The sequence below is a fragment of the Microbacterium sp. GCM10027623 genome, assembly GCF_042666935.1.
GTDB lineage: Bacteria > Actinomycetota > Actinomycetes > Actinomycetales > Microbacteriaceae > Microbacterium.
Map to the genome: position 1 here is coordinate 1,025,464 of NZ_JBHTHE010000001.1, position 21,334 is coordinate 1,046,797.

At 68.8% G+C, this 21,334-nt stretch carries 18 protein-coding genes; 14 read left to right on the plus strand and 4 right to left on the minus strand.

Going from position 1 to position 21,334, the window contains the following annotated elements:
• Positions 1 to 78 precede the first annotated feature (78 nt).
• From ACFQY2_RS04685 to ACFQY2_RS04710, 6 genes are all read left to right on the plus strand, one after another.
• Positions 79 to 1,233, plus strand: coding sequence for a mandelate racemase/muconate lactonizing enzyme family protein (locus ACFQY2_RS04685; RefSeq protein ID WP_378744479.1), 1,155 nt, complete (start codon positions 79 to 81; stop codon positions 1,231 to 1,233).
• A gap of 91 nt (positions 1,234 to 1,324) precedes the next feature.
• Positions 1,325 to 2,371, plus strand: a complete 1,047-nt coding sequence (locus ACFQY2_RS04690; protein WP_378744480.1) for a zinc-binding dehydrogenase — start codon at positions 1,325 to 1,327, stop codon at positions 2,369 to 2,371.
• A complete protein-coding gene (locus ACFQY2_RS04695) occupies positions 2,368 to 3,126 on the plus strand; it encodes an SDR family oxidoreductase (RefSeq protein WP_378744481.1) in 759 nt (252 codons plus the stop codon). The genes ACFQY2_RS04690 and ACFQY2_RS04695 overlap by 4 nt, the downstream gene beginning before the upstream one ends.
• Complete coding sequence (locus ACFQY2_RS04700; RefSeq protein ID WP_378744482.1) at positions 3,111 to 4,106, plus strand: aldo/keto reductase; 996 nt, start codon at positions 3,111 to 3,113, stop codon at positions 4,104 to 4,106. Before ACFQY2_RS04695 ends, ACFQY2_RS04700 begins: the two co-directional genes overlap by 16 nt.
• Positions 4,107 to 4,153: 47 nt before the next feature.
• On the plus strand, positions 4,154 to 5,077 hold the full coding sequence (locus tag ACFQY2_RS04705; protein WP_378744483.1) for a M15 family metallopeptidase: 924 nt from the start codon (positions 4,154 to 4,156) through the stop codon (positions 5,075 to 5,077).
• 164 nt (positions 5,078 to 5,241) lie between these two features.
• Positions 5,242 to 6,405, plus strand: a complete 1,164-nt coding sequence (locus ACFQY2_RS04710; RefSeq protein ID WP_378744484.1) for an acyl-CoA dehydrogenase family protein — start codon at positions 5,242 to 5,244, stop codon at positions 6,403 to 6,405.
• Between the two features lie 67 nt (positions 6,406 to 6,472).
• Here the strand turns inward: ACFQY2_RS04710 and ACFQY2_RS04715 are convergent, their stop codons facing one another.
• Positions 6,473 to 8,887, minus strand: coding sequence for an energy-coupling factor transporter ATPase (locus ACFQY2_RS04715; RefSeq protein ID WP_378744485.1), 2,415 nt, complete (start codon positions 8,885 to 8,887; stop codon positions 6,473 to 6,475).
• A gap of 64 nt (positions 8,888 to 8,951) precedes the next feature.
• Entirely contained in the window at positions 8,952 to 9,497 is a 546-nt protein-coding gene (locus tag ACFQY2_RS04720; protein WP_378744486.1) for an ECF transporter S component, read from the minus strand.
• Positions 9,498 to 9,653: 156 nt separating this feature from the next.
• Here ACFQY2_RS04720 and ACFQY2_RS04725 point away from each other — a divergent pair, with 156 nt between their 5' ends.
• On the plus strand, positions 9,654 to 12,686 hold the full coding sequence (locus ACFQY2_RS04725; protein WP_378744487.1) for a S8 family serine peptidase: 3,033 nt from the start codon (positions 9,654 to 9,656) through the stop codon (positions 12,684 to 12,686).
• Between the two features lie 98 nt (positions 12,687 to 12,784).
• Here the strand turns inward: ACFQY2_RS04725 and ACFQY2_RS04730 are convergent, their stop codons facing one another.
• The gene (locus ACFQY2_RS04730; RefSeq protein ID WP_378744488.1) at positions 12,785 to 13,081 is read right to left on the minus strand and encodes a GNAT family N-acetyltransferase; all 297 of its coding nucleotides are present in this window, start codon (positions 13,079 to 13,081) and stop codon (positions 12,785 to 12,787) included.
• Positions 13,082 to 13,180: 99 nt separating this feature from the next.
• Between ACFQY2_RS04730 and recQ the strand changes: the two genes are divergently transcribed.
• The 3 genes from recQ to ACFQY2_RS04745 all read left to right on the plus strand — a co-directional run bounded on the left by recQ (position 13,181) and on the right by ACFQY2_RS04745 (position 16,810).
• A complete protein-coding gene (recQ, locus tag ACFQY2_RS04735) occupies positions 13,181 to 15,172 on the plus strand; it encodes a DNA helicase RecQ (RefSeq protein WP_378744489.1) in 1,992 nt (663 codons plus the stop codon).
• Between the two features lie 367 nt (positions 15,173 to 15,539).
• Positions 15,540 to 16,142, plus strand: coding sequence for a hypothetical protein (locus tag ACFQY2_RS04740; RefSeq protein ID WP_378744490.1), 603 nt, complete (start codon positions 15,540 to 15,542; stop codon positions 16,140 to 16,142).
• 50 nt (positions 16,143 to 16,192) lie between these two features.
• On the plus strand, positions 16,193 to 16,810 hold the full coding sequence (locus tag ACFQY2_RS04745; RefSeq protein ID WP_378744491.1) for a class I SAM-dependent methyltransferase: 618 nt from the start codon (positions 16,193 to 16,195) through the stop codon (positions 16,808 to 16,810).
• Positions 16,811 to 16,860: 50 nt separating this feature from the next.
• On the opposite strand, the gene ACFQY2_RS04750 is transcribed toward ACFQY2_RS04745, so the two are convergent.
• Positions 16,861 to 17,289, minus strand: a complete 429-nt coding sequence (locus ACFQY2_RS04750; protein ID WP_378744492.1) for an OsmC family protein — start codon at positions 17,287 to 17,289, stop codon at positions 16,861 to 16,863.
• 101 nt (positions 17,290 to 17,390) lie between these two features.
• Here ACFQY2_RS04750 and ACFQY2_RS04755 point away from each other — a divergent pair, with 101 nt between their 5' ends.
• The 4 genes from ACFQY2_RS04755 (at position 17,391) to ACFQY2_RS04770 (ending at position 21,201) form a co-directional block, all read left to right on the plus strand.
• Positions 17,391 to 18,170, plus strand: a complete 780-nt coding sequence (locus tag ACFQY2_RS04755) for a methionine ABC transporter ATP-binding protein (protein ID WP_378744493.1) — start codon at positions 17,391 to 17,393, stop codon at positions 18,168 to 18,170.
• Positions 18,167 to 18,838, plus strand: coding sequence for a methionine ABC transporter permease (locus ACFQY2_RS04760; protein WP_378744494.1), 672 nt, complete (start codon positions 18,167 to 18,169; stop codon positions 18,836 to 18,838). Before ACFQY2_RS04755 ends, ACFQY2_RS04760 begins: the two co-directional genes overlap by 4 nt.
• Positions 18,839 to 18,881: 43 nt before the next feature.
• Positions 18,882 to 19,700 carry a MetQ/NlpA family ABC transporter substrate-binding protein gene (locus ACFQY2_RS04765; protein ID WP_378744495.1) on the plus strand — a complete coding sequence of 273 codons (819 nt, stop codon included), beginning with the start codon at positions 18,882 to 18,884 and terminating at the stop codon, positions 19,698 to 19,700.
• A gap of 67 nt (positions 19,701 to 19,767) precedes the next feature.
• Positions 19,768 to 21,201: an MFS transporter gene (locus ACFQY2_RS04770; RefSeq protein WP_378744496.1), complete on the plus strand. Its 1,434-nt coding sequence runs from the start codon at positions 19,768 to 19,770 to the stop codon at positions 21,199 to 21,201.
• The last annotated feature ends 133 nt before the right edge of the window (positions 21,202 to 21,334 follow it).

Sequence of the window (21,334 nt, forward strand, 5' to 3'; positions counted from 1 at the left end):
CGAGGATCCCATGCTGTAAAGAGCAGACATATGATGTATGTTGTTTAGGTATCCATCAGTCTCACAATCAAGGTCGACATGAAGATCACTGGTTATCGCACGCTGCGCACCGTTCACGACTGGGGGCGCCCGGTCGGTGACGTCAACGGCTTCATCGCCTCCGGCGTCACCGAGGTGCCGCTGGTGATACTCGAGACGGATGAAGGAGTCGAGGGCATCGGCATGGGCGCGCACGCCGACCTCGACCGACTCTTCCCCGCCCTGGAGGGGCGTGATCCCCGCGCCGTGTCCACCCTCTACGACGCGATGCTCGCCCAGGTGTTCAAGTCCTCGCACGGCGGCGCGACCTTCGGGGGGATCGGCGCTTTCGACACCGCCCTCTGGGACATCAAGGCCAAGCTCATCGGCGAACCGCTGTGGCGGGTGCTGGGCGCGGGGGACCGCTTCGTGTCGGGCTACGCATCAGGCCTCGACGCGGCACTGTCCGACGAGCAGCTCGCCGCACTCTATCGGCGCTTCGCCGAGCGCGGGTTCTCCGCGGGCAAGCTCAAGGGCGGACGCAATCTCGAGGCGGATATGCGGCGGTTCGACATCATCTCGGACATCCTCGCGACGAACGGTGCGACACCCGCACTGATGCTCGACGCCAACGAATCGTGGAACCTCAAGCAGGCCGTGCGCTACGTCAGCGCCATCGAGGAGCGCATCGATCTCACCTGGATCGAGGAGCCGTTGCGTCGATGGGACGCGCACGGCCATGCTCGCCTGAGCGGATCGATTCGCGCATCCGTCGCGACAGGCGAGAACCTCACCGGACTGGAGCAGTTCCGGCCGCTCCTCGACGCAGGCGGCGTCGACATCGTCCAGGCCGCCGCCGTCTGGGGTATCACGCACTTCCTGCGCGTCGCCGTCACCGCGCACAGCCGCGACCTGCCGGTCAGCCCGATCGGACTGACCGCGAATCACACCATCGCGGCGGCGGCCGCCGCCGTTCCCAACCATCTCACCGCCGAGGTGCAGGATCTCGGCGCACCCGTCGGTGTCGTCCTCGACCAGGAGTTCGCCGACGGCGGGATCGTCCTGGGCGATCGTCCCGGTGTCGGCATCGAGATCGACGAGGCGGCGATCACGGAGTCGCAGCGGTCGGGGACGTGGCTGGAGACCGCCGGGCCGCACGTGCGCTCGCCGCGCGCCGGCCTCCGACTCGTGGATCGCGGCACCTGGGAGGAATGATGGCTGCGCGTCCGCCCGGACGAGTCCCCGGAACCGGCGACACCGCGAATGCGGGGCGGCCGAAGACCTCACGACCGAACAAGGAGCTGCCATGCTGACCGCCAACTACATCGGCGACCGGACCATCGACATCCGCGAGGCCGAGCCCACCAGTCCCGCGCCTGGCGAGGTGCAGATCGAGGTCGCCTACACCGGGCTCTGCGGGTCGGATCTGCATATCCTGCACGGGAACATGGACGCTCGCGTGACGACGCCGCTCGTCTTCGGGCATGAGATGAGCGGAACGGTCGCATCCCTGGGTGCCGGCGTGAGCGGCTGGCGCATCGGCGACAAGGTCACCGTCATGCCGCTGGCCTGGGACGGCACGTGTCCGGCCTGCCTGGCCGGGAACGAGCACATCTGTCAGAACCTGAACTTCATCGGCATCGACTCGCCTGGTTCCCTCCAGGAGCGCTGGAACGTCCCGGCGGAGACCTTGGTCGCGGTGCCCGCAGGGGTGCCGCTGGATCACGCCGCACTCGTCGAGCCGGTCGCGGTCGCGGTGCACGACGTGCGCCGTTCCGAGCTCGTCACGGGCGACAAGGCGGTCGTGATCGGCGGCGGCCCGATCGGGACCCTGATCGCCACCGTCGCCCGCCACACGGGTGCGGACGTCGTCGTCATCGAGATCGACCCGGAGCGCCGCGCGCAGGCCGAAGGGCTCGGCTTCACCACGATCGATCCGACCGCCGTCGACCAGACCGCGTGGGTGGAGGAATGGACCGGCGGCACCGGTGCCGATGTCGTCTTCGAGGTCTCCGGCGCCGCGGCCGCGGTGCGCGGCATGACCGCGCTCGCCAAAGTACGCGGCACGATCGTCGTCGTCGCGATCCACCCGACTCCGCGGGAGATCGACCTGCAGCGGATGTTCTGGCGCGAGCTGCGGCTGCTGGGAGCCCGCGTGTATCAGCGCACCGACTTCGAGACCGCCGTCGAGCTCCTCGCCGACGGCGTCATCCCTACCGACCTCGTCATCACGCGCGTGGTGCCGATCGCGGAGACGCAGGCTGCCTTCGCCGAGCTCGAGGCAGGCCGAGCCATGAAGATCCTCGTCGACGTGCAGGCCGGAAACGCCGATGACGCGGAGGCCGCCCGATGAGCGCGCTCTTCGATCTGACCGGGCGCCGCGCGATCGTGACCGGCGCCAACCGCGGAATCGGGTTCGGCATGGCAGAGGCGCTCGCCGAGGCGGGGGCCGACATCATCGGCGTCAGCTCGCAGATGCCGGCTTCCGGGAGCGCGATCGAGGAAGCGGTCACTGCGAAGGGGCGCTCGTTCCACGGAATCTCGTGCGACCTGTCGGACAGCGCTGCCACTGCCGTCCTGGCCGCCGAGCTGCGCGCGGCGGAGGCCGACATCCTCGTCAACAACGCCGGCGCCATCCTTCGCGCCCCAGCCGTCGAGCACCCCATGGAGTGGTTCGAACGGATCGTGCGGATCGATCTGACCAGCCAATTCGCTCTCGCCCAGGCGGTCGGCGCCTCAATGCTCGAACGAGGTCGCGGGAAGATCATCTTCACCGCGTCGTTGCTGAGCTTCCAGGGTGGGATCAACGTCCCCGGCTACGCGGCGGCGAAGTCCGGCGTCGCGGGCCTCGTCAAGGCGCTGTCCAACGAATGGTCCGGAAGCGGGGTCAACGTCAACGCGATCGCCCCAGGCTACATCGCTACGGACAACACACAGCAGCTGCGTGCCGATCCCGACCGCTCCCGGGCGATCCTCGACCGCATCCCGGCCGGCCGCTGGGGCACGGCGTCCGACATCGGCGGAGCCACCGTGTTCCTGGCATCCGCGGCGTCGGACTACGTCGATGGCGTCGTGCTTCCCGTCGACGGCGGATGGCTGGGCCGCTGATGCAGGTCCGCGCACTGCGCACCGGCACGCCGTTGAGCCGATTCGGTCTGGGCGGCGCCCAGCTCGGGAACTTCGGCAGGGTCACCACAGAGGAGCAGGCGCGCTCCGCTGTCGACACCGCGTGGGCGCGGGGGGTGCGACTGTTCGACACGGCCCCGCACTACGGTCTCGGGCTGTCCGAGAAGCGCCTGGGTGCCCTGCTGGCCGAGCATCCGCGCCAGGAGTACACCCTTTCCACGAAGGCAGGACGTGACCTCATTCCGCAGGAGTACGCGGACGGCCAGCTCGATGACGATGGCTTCGTCGTGCCCGCGGCATTCCGTCGCCGGTTCGACTTCTCGCGTGACGCGATCCTGCGCGGAGTCGAGCAGAGCCTGGACCGGCTGGGTGTGGATCGTCTCGACATCGTCTACCTGCACGACCCCGACCACGATTGGGCGACCGCGTCGACGCAGGGCATCGGTGCGCTCGTCGAGCTGCGGGACCAGGGCGTCGTCGACTCGATCGGCGTGGGCATGAACCAGTCGGCGATGCCGGCGCGCTTCGTGCGGGAGACAGACATCGACGTGGTGATGCTCGCCGGCCGGTATACGCTGCTGGACCAGAAGGCTCTGGACGATCTGCTGCCGGCCGCAGGGGAGCGGGGCGTCGGGATCGTCAACGTCGGCGTCTACAACTCCGGTCTGCTGGCGACGCCTCGCGTCGCCGCGGAGGCGACCTACGACTACCGGCCGGCCACGACGGAGCTCATCGCGCGGGCCGCCGGCCTCGCGGCGGTGTGCGAGGAGTTCGGGACCGACCTGCCCACGGCGGCGATGCAGTTCAGCCTGCGTCATCCCGCGGTCTCATCGATCGTGCTCGGCTGCCGCGACGGCGCGCAGGTCGCATCGAACCTCGATCGGATGGAGGCCCTCGTCGACGACGAGCTCTGGGCGACCATGATCACCCGCGGCCTGTTGCCCGAGGGTGTCTTCGGCTGATCCGGACTGCCGTGTCGAGGTGGCCATCCGTGCGTCACAATGGACAGATGAGCGCCACGCACTCCCGGCATGCGTCGCGTGGACCGCTCGCCGTCAGGGTCGCCCTGCCCATCGGCGTGCTGTTCACCGCGGTCGCGTCCTTGGTGGCGCTGGGCGGGGTGCTGGCGGATCCGCCTGTCGTCGAGCTGCCGGCCCCGATGGCGGCGATGGCGCTCCCGCAGGTCGAGGTGGACGGCACCGCTGCGGCGGACCCCTGTACGCAGGACGCGGTGCTGACCGCTCTCGACGCCGGTGATGACGCGGCGACGATCGCAGCCTTCGGCGGGGGCGGTGAGTTCCGGGCGGCCGTGGCGGCGGGCAACGCGCGATGCGTTCCGCTGGACGATCCCCGACACGTCTGGGTGGTCGTGAACAAGCAGAGGTCGCTGAACCGGATCGACTACGCACCGTCGTCGGTGACGGATTCGAGCCTGGACGCCACGTCCGGTTCGGTCAGCATGCATCCCGAGGCGGCTGAGGCGCTGAGCCGCATGGCCGACGCCGCGCGATCGGCGGGAGCCGGCACGATCGGCGTCAACAATGCCTACCGCTCCTACCGCATGCAGCAGGTCACCTACGGCTCCATCGTGCGCGCGGACGGCAGGGACGGCGCGGATGCCCGTTCGGCTCGGCCAGGTCACAGCGAGCATCAGACCGGGTTCGCGGTCGACGTCGTCGCCTGCAGCCCGAGGTGCGGGGAGATCGGCCGGTTCGGCGAGACGAAGCAGAGCGCCTGGGTGGCCGAGCACGCCTGGGAGCACGGATTCATCGTGCGGTACGAGCGGGGCGCCACCGGGACCACCGGGTACATCCCCGAGCCGTGGCATCTGCGCTACATCGGTCCCGAACTCGCCGCCGCGTACAACGCGGGCGGGTTCCACACCCTGGAGGACTTCTTCGGCCTGCCCGATGCGGCGGACTACGCCCATTGAGGACGCGCCGAGCGTCCGCTCCCGAGCCCGACTGAGGGCATCGACAAAAGGCGGCACGCAGTGTCACGCGTGGTGAGACGCATTCCCACAATCGGCTAGGCGTCGCTGCATCCGATCCGTAGACTCGCGGATGCGAAGACGCACACGACTTTCAGGAGGACGTCATGGAACGCGACATCTACGAAGAAGACCACGAGGCCTTCCGCGACCTGGTCAAGGACTTCGTCAAGCGCCACGCCACGAACGAGAACATCGAGAAGTGGGATGCCGCCGGTGAGATCGACCGCGAGACCATGCTCGCCGCGGGAGAAGCCGGCCTGATCGGGCTCTCCGTCCCCGAGGAGTTCGGCGGCGCGGGCATGCTGCAGGACTACCGGTTCCGCACGATCGTGATGGAAGAGGTCATCGCGGCGGGAGCCGGCTCCCTGGCAGGCGCCTTCGGCATCCAGGACGATCTGGCCGTGCCGTACCTCGTCCACATGGGCACGCAGGAGCAGAAGGAGAAGTGGCTGCCTCGGATGGCCACCGGCGAGGTGCTCGGAGCCCTGGCGATGACCGACCCGGGTGCCGGATCGGATCTGCGCGGCATCAAGACCAACGCGAAGAAGGTCGACGGCGGCTACATCCTCAACGGCGCCAAGACGTTCATCTCGTCCGGCACGACCGCCGACATCGTGGTCACCTTCGTCAAGACCGGCGAGGGCAACCGCCCCGACGCGTTCAGTCTGCTGATCGTGGAGAAGGGCATGGAGGGGTTCGACCAGGGCAAGAAGCTCAGCAAGATGGGCTTCCACGGGTGGGACACCGCGGAGCTCAGCTTCACGGATGTCTTCGTGCCCGAGGAGAACCTCATCAGCGGCAAGGAGGGACAGGGATTCATCCAGCTGATGATGAACCTGCCGCTGGAGCGCCTCTCGATCGGGGTCGCCGCTGCTGCCGCGGCGGAGGCTGCGACCAACTGGACCATCGCCTACACGAAGGACCGCGAGGCCTTCGGCGAGCGCATCGCCGACTTCCAGAACACGCGATTCCGTCTGGCGGACATGGTCACCACCACCGAGGTGATGTGGGCGTATGTCGACCAGGCGCTGCGCGCCTACCAGGAGCGCAAGCTCACCGCCGAGGACGCCGCGAAGGTCAAGTTCTGGGCGACGGAGCGCGAGTGGGAGGTGCTCGACATGGGCGTGCAGCTGCACGGCGGCTACGGCTACATCATGGAGTACCCGATCGCCCGGGCCTTCACCGACGCCCGCGTGCACCGCATCTACGGGGGCACCAACGAGATCATGCGCGATCTGGTCGGACGCCAGATCGCCGGCAAGCGCTGACGCGCGTCGCGCGCTGCAGGCCGCAAGGGCCGTCCGGATGCTGTGTCCGGGCGGCCCTTCGTCGCACTCAGCCGATTCGCCAGGGGAAGGTGGCGGTGAAGACTGCGCCGGACGCCACGAGCACGACGACGAGGAAGACCACGTCGCGCCTGCGGAACGGTGTGACGTGCCGCTCGGTGCGCGCGGGGTGGGCGCCGAAGGCGCGGGCATCCATCGACAGCGCGACGCGCTCGGCATGCCGGATGCCGGATGCCAGCAGCGGCACGATGTAGCCCCACCCGCGCACGAGGCGCGAGACGGGACCGCGGCCCCCGAACGGGCCGCCGAAGCCGTGACCGCGCACCCGGTGGGCCGCGCGGATCACTGCCAGCTCGTGCCCGAAGCGGGGCACGAACCGATACGCGGCCAGCGCGGTGTAGCCGATCCGATAAGGCACGCGAAGCTGCTGCACGGCGGCGCGCACCAGGTCGGGTCCACTGGTGGTGAGTCCGCCGATGAGGGCGAGCCCGAGGATCGCCGCCAGCCGCAGCGCGGTCGCCAGGCCGGTCAGCAGCGCACCCTGATGCAGTGCCCAGTCGCCGATCCGCAGCACCACCGCCGTGCCGGTCACCTGGTCGGGATCGATCCAGATGCTGAAGCCGAGGGCGAGCACGGCGATGCCGACGGGCAGAGCGAGCAGCAGGGCGGCGGAGCGCCTCGTGAGGCGTGCCCCGGTCAGGACCAGCAGGTACGACAGGGTGAGGAACACCGCAGGCGTGATCAGGTCGCGTGTCGCGAGGAGCAGCGCCATCGCAGGGATCACCGCGGCGATCTTGGCGAGCGGATTGAGATGGTGCAGCCAGTACCGGGCGGGCGCCTGCGTGTCGGCATACGGATCGATGGGCGACGGTTCGGTGACGGGGTGGGCGTCCATCGCCGACTCCGCGCGCGCACCGGCGGCGGGACGTGCGATGTCGAGCACCTCTGCCGTCGGACCGGCGGCCTGCACGGCACCGTCGCCGAGCACCACCGTGTGCGTGGCGTATTCGGCGACCAGGTTCAGGTCGTGCGTGACGATCACGATCGTCGTGCCCGCCCGCTGCAGGTCCTGGAGCAGGTCGAGCAGCTCCGCCGCGCGGGCGCGGTCCTGGCCGAACGTCGGTTCGTCGAGGGCGACCACCTGGGGTCGCGTGATCAGCGCCGTGCCCACCGACAGGCGACGCTTCTCACCGCCGGAGAGCAGGAACGGGTGCTCATCGGCCCGATAGTGCAGCCCGAACCGGTCGAGCATCTCGTCGACTCGCGCATCGATCTCCGCGGTGTCGACGCGCTGCAGGCGCAGTCCGTGCGCGAGCTCGTCCCGCACGGTGTGGGCGATGAACTGGTGCTCGGGGTTCTGGAACACGAAGCCCACCCGCGAGGCCAGCCGACGTGGTGTCGCGTGGGCGGCGTCCAGCTCGCCGATCATCACCGTCCCGCGCCCGGCGGGAACCACGCCGCCCAGTGCCTGCAGCAGCGTCGTCTTGCCGGCCCCGTTCGGCCCGACGATGGCGGTGAACGAGCCGGCCGGGATGTCGAGCGAGGGGATGCCGAGCACCGTCTCGCGCGCCTTCTGCACGATCAGGTCTCGCACGGCGATCGCGGATCCCGCTGCACTCGGCGGGTCCTGGGAGGAGCGCGGGTGCTCGGAGGAGTGCGGGTCGCCAGAGGAGCGCGGGCCCCGTCCCTCCGACGTCAGCAGTTCGGAGGGCAGCCACACGCCGAGCTCCCGCAGCCGCTGCGCGTTGTCGTGGATGGTGTGCCTCGCCGGGCCGTCGAGCAGCATCCGCCCGTCCCTGTCCAGCACGATCACCCTCGTCGCGACTTCGACGGCCGCATCGAGATTGTGCTCGACGAGCACGATGGCACGATCGGCATCCCCGGTGAGCTCGCCGAGCGCCTGGTAGACATCCGCCACGCCCTGAGGGTCCAGGTTCGCGGTGGGCTCATCCAGCACGATCACTCGGGAGCGCATCGCCAGCGCGCACGCGATCGCGAGTCGCTGGCGTCCGCCGCCCGAGAGCAGGTCGGGGTTCCACGTGCGCCGGCCCCAGAGACCCACCTGACGCAGAGCGCGCTCCGCGCGCCCCAGAACCTCGGATGCCGGCAGCAGCAGGTTCTCGAGCGCGAAGGCGACCTCATCGAGCACGGTTCCGGTGAACAGCTGGGAATCGGGGTCCTGGAACACCATCGAGATGTCGGTGCTGAGCTGCGCCACCGGCGTCGTGCGCGCGTCGCGTCCGGCGACCTCGACCGTTCCGGTCACCTCGGCTTCGACGGACTGCGGGATGAGGCCGTTCAGCGCCAGCGTGAGGGTCGACTTGCCGGCGCCGCTCGGACCCAGCACCAGTACGACTTCACCCGCCTGCACGTCGAAGGACAGGTTCTGCGGTGCGGGGCGCGCGGCATCCACGTGCGTGATGCTGAGGTTCTGCACGCGAAGGAGCGGCGCGGGAGTGCGCACGGGGGAGTCCTCTGTCGGCTGGTCGATACTTACAAACTTAGCCGGGCCTAACCCGTGCCGATGATCAGCGCCTCGAGGTGATGCCCGCCCGTCGCAGGGCGTCGCCGATGGCGATGCCGACGGCGGTCCATGCGACCGGCCCCACCACGGAGATGGCCAGGTAGGCCACCTGCACCCAGGGGGCGAATTGACCGAGGTCCACCACCAGGCCGACCACGACGGCGACGATCATTCCGATGATCACCGCCGAGGCGAAGAATCTCCATCGACCCCAGGCACGGTATCGGGTCAGCGCCGCGATGCCCTCCTGGATCGCGCCGAACAGCAGCGCCGTGCCGATGAAGCGCATCGCCCACGCCGGGTTGAACGCCATGCCGACCAGGGCGGCGAACAGGTGCGTGATCAGTGCGACGAGCGGACGGCGCAGCACCTCCTGCGCGATGATCCCTGGCAGGACGTGCGATCCCAGCACCAGGCCGTACAGATAGGGGGTGAGGGTGAGCACGCCCAGCGTCACGGCGCTGGCGATGCCCGCGACGATGCCCGTGGCGACGCCGATCGCCGCGCAGACCAGAAGCGTGCGCGTGCTCAGGAGGGCAGCGGAGGACACCGCTCCAGGCTACGCGATGGAGAGTGCGCCAGATCCGCGTGCACGGATGGTGACTTTCGGCCAGACCTTCGGTGAATCAGTCGCCAGCGCTTTCCGGCGAGGGTTAGGTTTTACGGCGATGCGGCAGAGCAGCCGCATCCGGAAGAGGAGCACCTCATGAGAAGAACCCCCCTCAGAGTGACAGCGACCGTATCCCTGGCCGCGTTGTTCATCGGATGCACGGCGACCTCCGGCTTCGCAGCGGAGGGGGTGACGACACCCACGCCGGTCGACGGGACCCCTGGCCACTACATCGTGGTCATGAAGGGCGACCCGCTGGCGACCTACGACGGCGACACCAAAGGCCTGCGGGCCACCAAGCCCGACAAGGGCGACAGGCTCGACGCGCGTTCCGCCGACTCGCAGAAGTACATCGCCCACCTCAAGAACGAGCAGCGCAAGCTCGCCAAGAAGGAGGGCGTCACACCGGACGCCGACTATCAGGTCACCCTGAACGGCTTCGCGGCTGACCTCAGCGCGGCGCAGGTCGGCAAGCTGCGCGCGTCCAAGGATGTGCTGGGCGTGTTCGCCGACACCATCCGTCATCCGCAGGCGCAGTCCTCCACGGAGTTCCTCGGTCTGGGCGACGACGCCAAGGGGCTGGGCGGCGTGTGGCAGCAGACCGGCGGCGTCGGCACCGCAGGCGCGGGCGTCGTGGTCGGGGTCATCGACACCGGCATCGCGCCAGAGAACCCGTCTTTCGCGGGCGACAAGCTCAAGAAGGCGAACAACAAGAAGTCGAAGGGCCAGCCCTACACCGACGGCGCGTACGTCTACTTCGACAAGGCCGACGGCAACACGTTCCAGAGTCCGATCGTCAGCGGCCAGGAGTGGGACAAGCACGACTACTCGACCAAGCTCGTCGGCGCGCAGTACTTCTCCTCGGGGGCCGAGGCAGCCGGCTTCGACTTCCAGTACGACTACCTCTCCCCGCGCGACGGAGCAGGGCACGGATCGCACACGGCGAGCACCGCGGCCGGGAACTTCGGCGTGAAGGCGTCGGTCTCCGGAGTCGACCTCGGTACGATCTCCGGCGTCGCTCCTGCGGCCAAGGTCGCCATGTACAAGGCCTGCTACGAGGGCCCGGATCCCGCCGTCACCACAGACGACATCTGCGCCCTCAGCGACCTGGTCGCCGCCATCGACGCGGCGGTCGAGGACGGCGTGGACGTCATCAACTACTCCATCGGCGGTGGCGCGGCCACGGGGGTCGTCGAGCCCGACGACCTCGCATTCCTCAGCGCGGCGGCGGCAGGCGTCTTCGTCTCGGTCAGCGCAGGCAACGCCGGTCCCGACCCGATCACCGCCGATCACGCCTCGCCCTGGTACATGACCGTCGCGGCGTCGACCATCCCGACCTGGGAGGGCACGGTCCGCTTCCCCGGTTTCGAGAAGGCCGGCGCCTCGGTGAGTGTTCCGTTCGGGAGCCAGATCAACGGCCCGTCCATCTACGCCGGTGACGCGGCGGCCGGTGAGGGCGCCGCGCTGTGCCTGCCCGGCACGCTGGACGCGGCCGAGGTCAAGGACCACATCGTCGTCTGCGACCGTGGTGAGAACGCGCGTGCGGAGAAGTCGGAGGTCGTGAAGGCCGCGGGTGGCATCGGAATGGTCCTGGTGAACGTGCCAGGGGGCGCCGACTCGCTCGACAACGACTTCCACGTCATCCCGACGGTGCACCTCGCCGCGGCGAACCGTGCGGCCGTGCTCGAGTACGTGCGCGGCGGCGTCGACCGCCCGGTCACGCTGATCGGCGAGAACACCACCGGTGTCAGCACGCCGGTGCCGCAGATCGCCGGCTTCTCGAGCCGCGGCCCGATGAAGGCTGCGGGCTCCGACATCATCAAGCCCGACGTGGCCGCACCCGGCGTGGCGATCCTGGCCGCGACGAACAACGCGCGCAAGGCGAAGCCGACTTTCGGCATCCTCTCCGGCACGTCGATGGCATCCCCGCACGTCGCGGGACTCGGGGCGCTCTACCTCGGTGAGCGTCCGAACGCGACGCCCGCCGAGATCAAGTCGGCGCTGATGACGACCGCCTATGACACGGTGAACGCCGACGGCTCGACGAGCACCGACGTGTTCGCCCAGGGTGCGGGACAGGTCGATGCGAAGCGCTACTTCGAGCCGGGACTGCTGTACCTGAACGACGTGCAGGACTGGGCGTCGTACATCGAGGGCGTGCTCCCGGGAAGCTTCACCGGAGTCGACCCCGTCGATGCCAGCGACTTCAACGGGGCGTCGATCGCCATCGGCACGCTCGCCAGTGCGCAGACGGTCACCCGCACGGTGACCTCCACCGCTGCGGGTACGTTCACCGCCGAGGCCTCGGTCCCGGGGGTGGACGTCACCGTCGAGCCGTCGACGCTGAGCTTCTCGAAGGCCGGACAGTCGAAGACCTTCACGGTCACCTTCGACAGCACCTCCGCCCCCGTCGAGAAGTGGGCGACCGGCTCGTTGACGTGGAAGAGCTCGGCCGGCGACGTGCGCTCGCCGCTGGCCGTCTTCCCGGTGACCGCTGACGCGCCCGCCGAGGTCGCCGCGACCGGGACCGACGGCTCCACTTCCGTCGAGATCATCCCCGGGCTCGACGGCACGCTGCCGTTGAACCTGAACGGCCTGACCCCGCTGCAGCTGCTCGTCGACGAGGACAACCCCGTCGACGGTCACTCCGGCGACGACAAGTCCGGCGACGAGAACAAGGACGTGGCGTGGATCGTCGATGTGCCCGAGGGCACCACCCTCAGCCGCTTCGATCTGGACTCGTCGGATGACACCGGTAGCGACCTGGATCTGACCGTCTACCGCGTGGTCTCGCCGACCGATCTGCGCTACTACGAGAGGTGGCAGTCGGCGACGGCATCGGCGGACGAGCAGGTGACGGTCACGGCACCCACCGCGGGCACCTACCTGGTCATCGCGAACATCTACTCGGCACCGAACCCGATGACGTGGGACATGACCTACGCCAACGTGGCTGCGGGCGCGGATCAGGGTGCGTTCACTGCGACTCCGAACCCGCTGAGCGTCACGCGCGGGGAGAAGGGCTCGTACGACCTCTCCTGGTCGGGACTGGATGCGGCGAAATACCTCGGCGTCGTGCAGTACGGCGACTCCGACGTGCGCACGATCGTGACGGTCGACGCCCGCTAGTCACACAGCGACAATCGGGGCCGGATGCCGAACAGCATCCGGCCCCGTTCGTCGCGGGGGCGGCCTGCGCTCCGATGGGCGCCGGTTCCCGCCGCGGCTCAGCCCTGCTTCGGCACGCGCACCTCGACGCCGTCGAGCGGGAACTTCTCGAGGTAGGCGGCGATGTACGGGCAGTAGGGCACGATCGTGTCGCCGGTCTGCGCGGCATCCGCGAGCGCCTCGGAGGCGAGCTGCTGGGCCAGGCCCCGGCCCTGGAACGCATGATCGATCTCGGTGTGCGTGAACCGGAACTCGCCGGGGCGCCGATCGAACTCGGCGAAGCCGGCGAGCGTGCCGTCGGAATGGATCTCGTAGCGCGAGGCCTCATCGTTGCGGCTGACGGTGATGTCGGGCATTGCTCCTCCTTCGGTTTCGTCCAACCTACGCGTTCAGGGGACGCGCAGGGCAGGGGAGGGCTCGTCCCCGACGTCGGCGGCGATCGATACCCTGGAGGGATGTCGATGCCATCCGATCCGTACGAGGACCTGCCCTACGCGGATGAGCCATGGGGCGACCCGGAGGAGATGGACTGGGTCCCGCCGGAGGACGGCTGGACGCCGCCCGTCGACTGGGGCACCGCGCCGATGACGCCGGTCGTGGCATCAGCCCCCGTCGTGGCGTCAGCCACCCCGTCCCGATACCCGACCGCGCTCGAGGCGCTGCGCACGGTCTTCGGCTACGACTCGTTCCGCGGCGACCAGGCGGCCATCGTCGAGCAGGTGATCGGCGGCGGGGATGCCGTGGTGCTGATGCCCACCGGTGGCGGAAAGTCGATCACCTACCAGGTGCCCGCGCTCGTGCGCGCGGGCACGGGGCTCGTCATCAGCCCGTTGATCGCGCTGATGCACGACCAGGTCGACGCGCTGCGCGCCAACGGCGTGCGCGCCGCCTACCTGAACTCCACGCAGTCGATCGAGGAGCGCCGCGAGGTCGAGCGGGCGTACATCGCCGGCGAGCTGGACCTCATCTACGTCGCTCCTGAGCGGTTGTCGTCGGCGGCGACGACCCGGCTGCTGCAGCGGGGTGTGCTCAGTGTGATCGCGATCGACGAGGCTCACTGCGTGTCGCAGTGGGGCCATGACTTCCGCCCGGACTATCTGGCGCTGGGCGACCTGGGCGAGAGGTTCCCCGGTGTGCCGCGCATGGCGCTCACCGCGACCGCCACGCGGGCCACCCACCAGGAGCTGACCGAGCGGCTGCGTCTGGATCGCGCCGAGCACTTCGTGGCGAGCTTCGACCGGCCCAACATCCAGTACCGCATCGTGCCGAAGGTCGATCCGCGCAGGCAGCTCGTCTCCTTCATCCGCTCTCAGCCCGAGGGCGCGGCGGGCATCGTCTACGCACTCAGCCGCAAGTCGGTCGAGCAGACCGCGACCCACCTCGCCGCGCAGGGCCTGGATGCGCTCCCGTACCACGCCGGTCTACCGGCGGAGGTGCGTGCGGCGAACCAGTCGCGATTCCTGCGCGAGGACGGGGTCGTCATGGTCGCGACGATCGCGTTCGGAATGGGAATCGACAAGCCCGATGTGCGCTTCGTGGCGCACATCGACCTGCCCAAGTCAGTCGAGGGCTACTACCAGGAGACCGGCCGTGCGGGTCGCGACGGCGAACCCGCGGTGGCGTGGATGGCGTACGGTCTCGGGGATGTCGTGCAGCAGCGACGACTGATCGATCAGAGTCCGGGCGACCGAACGTTCAAGATGCGCATGGGTCAGCATCTGGATGCCATGCTGGCGCTGTGCGAGACGGTGGCCTGCCGCCGCCAGAACCTGCTGCGATACTTCGGGCAGGACTCGGACGCGTGCGGGAACTGCGACACCTGCCTGGAGGCACCGGAGACCTTCGACGGCCTCGTCCCGGCGCAGAAGCTGCTGTCCACGGTGATCCGTCTGAAGAGAGAGCGCAATCAGGCCTTCGGAGCCGGGCACCTGATCGACATCCTGCGCGGAGCGTCCAACGAGCGCATCCGCAAGATGGGGCATGAGCAGATCGCCACGTACGGGATCGGGGCCGACCTGTCGGATCAGGACTGGCGCAGCGTCGTGCGGCAGCTGCTGGCACGCGGCATCCTCGTCGCGCAGGGGGAGTACGGCACGCTCGCTCCGGGCGACAGCGCGGGTGGTGTGCTGCGCGGCGAGATCTCGGTGCCACTGCGCAAGGACACGATCGGGCGGGTGAGCGCCGGTCGTGCGCGCAAGACGAGTGCGGCGTCGGATGCCGTCGCCTCCGGGGATCGCTCGCTGTTCGAGGCGCTGCGCGCCTGGCGTGCGGAGACCGCCCGCGAGATCGGAAAACCGGCGTACATCGTGTTCGGCGATGCCACGCTGCGAGCGCTCGCCGAGGCCCGGCCGACCACCATGGGAGGCCTCGCCGGCATCACGGGCATCGGCGAGAAGAAGCGAGACGCCTACGGCGAGGCCGTGCTCGAGGTGATCGCGGGGCACTGACCCGACGACCCACCCGCCGCGCGTTCCGCGTCGGCCCGCGCGTGACGTTCCGCGTCGGCCCGCGCCGCGGCGCCGCAGTCATCTTCTGCGCGCTGCTGTTCTCTGCTCGCGCGGCGCATATTCGCGCAGCGCGAGTCGAACCGGGCAGCGTGAGCCGCTTCGCGCAGCGCGAGTCGAACCGGGCAGCGTGAGCCGAACCGCGCAGCGTGAGCCGAACCGGGCAGCGCGAGCCGAACCGGGCCCTTCCGGCGAGTGCCGCGGATGGATTCCGCTGGTTCGGGATGCCGTGGACCGACGTACTCCATCTGCGCGGCGGTAAGGCGGATGGGTCATTCCCCCTGTCTTTGCCGTCGTCTACAGTGAGGGCATGCGGCGCAGCCCAGCTATCATCCTCACCGTTCTCCTCGCCCTGACAGTGGCCGGCTGCGCAACGCCGAAGGAGACCTCTGCCGGCTCCCCGACCTCGGGCGGGCCGTCGCCCGCTGAGACCGCGGAGGAGAGCGTCCCGGTGCCCGAGGTCGTCGAGGCGGGCAGCGCGGACGGGGAGGCGCGGGCGCAAGCGCGCGCCTGGCTCGAGGTCGCGGCTCTCCCGGAAGGCGCGGTTCGCAGTGATGCGCGGGTGGCGAGGTTCACTTCTTCCACAGGCTGGCCGTGCGGTCCCGTGGCCGAGCTGGAGGCGTTCTGGTCGATTCCCGGTGCAACCGTGAGCGATACCGCGAACTGGATCCGACAGCATCCGACTGGTGACCTCATCACCACCGCGGTCGGGTCGGTCTCCGATGATCCGATGTATGAGTCGGCGATCGTCGGGTACGTTCCCTCTGAAGGCGCGCAGGAGGGCATCGTGTACACCGTGCAGAGGACAGCAGACGGCGTGGCCGTTCGCGCCGAGATCGCCGCTCAGACCGCGACAGCGTCGTGTCCAGACCTGCCCGACGGCGGGGAATACGGCGCGCCGGGTCAGGGCTGACGTCAGGACGTTCGATTGCGGCCGCTGCGCTGCAGGGGAACGATAGGCGGATGACGAACGGGCCAGGGGTGCGCTGGAACCACAACATCCACTATCACCGCCTTATCCTCGACGCCGTACCCGCCGCAGCCCGCACTGCCTTGGACGTCGGCACAGGCAACGGGCTACTGGCGGCCGACCTGCACCGCCGCGTACCGCATGTGACGGGTCTCGACACGGACTCCGGAGTGCTGGATTCCGCCCGGAGAGAGGTCGAAGGGGTGAGATGGCTCCAGGGTGACGTGATGACCTACCCGTTCGCGGAAGCTCAGTTCGATGTGGTGGCTTCGGTGGCGACGCTGCATCATCTGCCCGACCTCGATGCTGCATTGCGACGGCTCGCGATGCTGACGGCCCCGGGTGGCGTGGTGGCGATCGTCGGACTCGCGCGATCGTCCCAACCGCTCGACCTGGTCTTCGACATCGCGGGTCTGGTGCAGCACCGGCGCTACACGCGGCGCTTCGGACTTTGGGAGCATTCAGCCCCGGCGGTCTGGCCGCCTCCCCACAGCTATGCGGAGGTGCGACGCAGCGCTGCACGGATGCTGCCCGGCGCCCAGTGGTCGCGACTTCCCCTGTGGCGCTACGCAGTGATCTGGACGAGACCGGGTCCGATGCCGGATCGCTGAAGCCCCGGGGTGATGCTCCGGACCCCGAGTGAGGGGAGTGCCGAGCACGCTCAGGATCCGGCCACGACGCCGGCGTACGCCTCGGCGTGCAGATGCACCGTGGCCGCGCCGCCGATGAGCTTCGACACCGGGCAGCGCGCATGCGCGGCGGCGGCGAGCTCCCTGGTCTCGGCATCCGACAGCCCGTCGGCCGACAGATACCCGTCGACGTGGAACTCGTACCCCGGCCCGGACTCGACCGGATGCAACTCCACCTCGACCCGCACCGTGGTGCGACGTTCGCCGCGCACGATCGCCTGCGCCGTCGCGTTCAAACACGTGACCCAGGCGAGGGCGAGAAGCTGCTCGGGGTTCGAAGCGGCCGGATCGAACGCCGCGCCCAGCGGCGAGGACACTGCCACTTCCATGCCGTCGATGATCCGGCTGGTGCCGTCCCCGCCCTCGGTGTTGATGGCTTCCGTCCGGTACCTCGCACTCATCCTTCAACTATAATTGGATCACGTACAGAAAGGGCTGCTCGGGCCCTGTCGGGCCTGCATGCCGGCCCGCCCCTCCATACGAGAGCACGAGAGCCTCCGCAATGTCCCCCTCCTCCACGATCGTGGAGTTCCGCAGCATCACCAAGCGGTTCCGCCCCGGCATCGACGAGCCCGCTGCCCTCGAGGACATCACCCTCAGCATCCGCGCCGGCGAGATCTTCGGCATCGTCGGCGAGAGCGGGGCCGGCAAGTCCACGCTGCTCGAACTGGTCAACGGCCTGACCGCACCGACCTCGGGAACAGTCACCGTCGACGGCACCGACGTCGCCGCCCTCGACACGCGGGGGATGCGCGCCCTGCGCCGCGGCATCGGCACGGTCTTCCAGGGCGTGCATCTGCTCAGCAACAGCACCGTGCGCGACAACATCCGCCTGCCCCTGCGCCTCGGCAGCCGCGACGGCAGCGTGGCGATGACCCGCAGGGAGCAGAAGGACGCGGTCGATCGGATGCTGAGCTTCGTCGGCCTCACCCACCGCGCCGACCACTACCCCGCCCAGCTCAGCGGCGGTGAGCGCCAGCGCGTCGGGCTCGCCCGGGCCCTCGTCACCCGCCCGCCCCTGCTGCTCTGCGACGAGCCGACCTCCTCTCTGGACGCCTCCACCACCGGAGACGTCCTGCGCGTGCTGTCCGACGCACGCGAGAAGCTGGGCACCACGGTGATCGTCATCACCCACGACCTCGATGTGGTCAAGGTGCTCTGCGACCGGGCGGCCCTGCTGGAGAGGGGGCGGCTGCGTGAGGTCTTCCCGATCACGCGCACCGAGGCGGACCGCACACTGCCCAGCTATTACGAGCAGGTCAAGCGGGAGCTGATGTCATGAGCTGGCTCACCGACCTGTTCGCCGAGTACGGCGCAGACATCGCGAAGTCCATGGCCGAGACCGGGTACATGATGCTGGCGTCCCTGCTCGCGGCAGTGCTCATCGGTCTGCCGCTGGGCGTGACCGTGTATCTCACCGAGCGCGGCGGCATTGCCGAGAATCGCGCCGTGAACATGATCGCGAACCTCTACATCAACGTCGTGCGCTCTTTTCCGTTCCTGCTGCTGGTGGTGTTCTTCATCCCGTTCACCCGCGCCGTGATCGGCACGAGCTTCGGGACCACCGCCGCCACCTTCCCGCTCTGCTTCGTCGCGGTCGCGATCTACGCCCGTCTCACCGAGCAGATCCTGCGGGAGATCCCCACCGGCATCCCGCTGGTGGCCAGAGCGCTGGGCGCGACGGTTCCGCAGGCGGTGTTCCGGATGCTGCTGCCCGAGGCCCGGTCCGGGCTGGTCTACGCGCTCACCTCCGCCGCGATCAGCCTGCTGTCGTACTCGACCGTGCTGGGCGTCGTCGGCGGCGGCGGCATCGGCGACTTCGCGATGCGCTACGGCTACCAGGTCTACAACGACAACCTGATGTATCTGGTCATCGTCATCATCATCGTGTGCGTGCTCGCCATCCAGGCGATCGGGCACCGCACCTCCGTCCGGCTCGATCATCGTTGATCGCCGCACCACCGACCCGAACACCCACAAGGAGAACAGAACAATGAAGAAGTCACGCGTCGGAATGGTGGCGGCGGCCCTGGGGCTCGCGCTGGTCGTGAGCGGCTGCGCAGCCTCCGCGCCCGGGGATGAGAAGAGGGATGCCGCGGCCCCTCAGGTGCTGAAGGTCGCTGCGGTCACCGCACCGATGACGGATGTCGTGAAGGCAGCCGGTGAGGCCATCGAGGGCGACTACAAGGTCGATCTCGTCGAGGTGGGCGACTACATCACCTCCAACACGATCCTGAACAGTGGTGACGTGTATGCGAACTTCTCGCAGCACATCCCCTACATGGAGACCTTCAACGAAGGCAACGACGGCACGTTGGTCGGCGTGCAGCCGGTGTACAACTTCCTCATCGCGTTCTACTCCAAGACTCTCGATGACATCGCCGACCTTCCCGACGGCGCGACCATCGCCATCCCCGACGACCCGTCGAACACGGGGCGCGCCCTCAAGCTGCTGGCCGCCCACGACGTGATCTCCCTGAATCCGAAGGTCGACCCGTACGCCGCGACCGTGAAGGACGTCGCCGACAACCCGAAGCACGTCGAGTTCCTGCAGGTGCCGATCGCCTCGCTGAATGCCGCATACGAAGAGGCCGACCTGGTCTTCCAGTGGCCGTCCCACATCATCGCCCTGGGACTCACCCCGCAGAAGGACGGACTGATCACCGAGCTCGACGACCGGTTCGCGCTGAACCTCGTGGTGCAGAAGAAGGATGCCGACAGCGCGGCGACCGCGGCGCTGAAGAAGGCGTTCACCAGCGACCAGGTTCGCGAGGTCATCGAGGGCAACGGCACCATCCAGACCGCCTGGTGACTTTTCATGACGCCGCGTGACGATCGACACCGTCGCGCGGCGTCATCCGGTTCTAGCGTTGGTGTCCATGAGCATCGACCAGGCCACCGGCACCCGGGTGACGATCCGCACCGCACGCGACGTGCATGCGCTGCTCGCCGAACGCGGTTCTCAGGGAGCGAAGACCAAGGCCATCATCGTCCTCGCCCTGGGCGGGATCTTCATGGATGCATACGACTTCTCGTCGTTGGCGTTCGGCATCACCGCAGTCAAGGAGGAGTTCGGCCTGGACCCCCTGATGACCGGGGTCGTCAACGCGGCGATCATGGTCGGCTCGGTGGTCGGGGCGCTCTTCGGCGGGATGCTGGTGGACCGGTTCGGCCGCTACAAGCTGTTCATGGCCGACATGGCCTTCTTCGTCGTCGCCGCCATCGGCTGCGCCCTCGCACCCAACGAGTGGATCCTCATCTTCTTCCGCTTCGTGATGGGCGTCGGCGTGGGCCTGGATCTTCCGGTCGCGATGGCCTTCCTCGCCGAGTTCTCCAAACTGACCGGCTTCGGCAGCCGCTCTCAGCGTGTGAACGCGTGGTCGCCGGCCTGGTACATCGCTACCGGCTTCGGGTATTTGCTCGTGCTCGTCGTGTTCCTCCTGCTGCCGGTCGCACAGCAGGGTCTGCTGTGGCGGGTGGTCGTGGGCTTCGGTGCCGTGCCCGCCATCATCGTGCTGCTCGTGCGCCGCAAGTACATGGCCGAGTCGCCGCAGTGGATGGCCGATCAGGGCGACCTGCGCGGGGCGGTCGACGTGATGCGCTCGCACCACGGGCTCGACGTCGAACTGGCCGAGGATGCCGACACCGTTCGCACCACGAACCGGCGCACCGGCCACTGGCGCCAGTACGGTGAGCTGTTCGCCGCGCGCTACCGACTGCGCACCATCGCGGCATTGTGCGTGTCGGTGTTCTCCACCTTCGGCTACAACGCCGTCGCCTACGGGACGCCGCTGATCATCGCGATGCTCTTCCAGCAGGGGCCGCTGGTGACGATCCTCTCCGCCCTCGTCATCAACCTCGGCTTCGGCGCGGCCGGTGGACTCCTGGGAGTCCGTCTCATCAACCGCGTCGGAGCGCGACGGATGACGATCATCGGCTTCGCGATCCAGGCGGTCTCCCTGCTGCTGCTCGCCTTCGTCGGCATCCCCACCGGTGCCCTCGTGCTCATCTCGATCGCCATGCTCGCGGCCTTCGTGTTCGCTCAGGCGGGGGGACCGGGCGCCAACCTGATGAGCTACGCGACGCTGTCGTACCCGACCCGTCTGCGCGGCGTCGGGGTCGGCTTCAACGAGGCTGTCAAGCGCGTCTTCTCCATCGTCTCGCTGGTCTTCTTCCCCGTGCTCGCGGCGTCGCTGTCGACCGGGGTGTTCTGGATCGTCGCGCTCGCACCGCTGGTGGGCTTCGTATCGCTTCTGATCATCAAGTGGGATCCGACGGGCAAGGATGTCGACGCGGAGGACCTCGACGGCTGAACCGATCGGATGCCGGGGCGGCGGTCTCGCACGACTCGCGCGCCCCTTGTTCCAGAACGGGCGGGTGGCGCCGCGGCGCAGTCGCTTCTTCTGGAGCCTGGTCTGGCTCGTGTCTCAGAACCGGTGGGTGGCG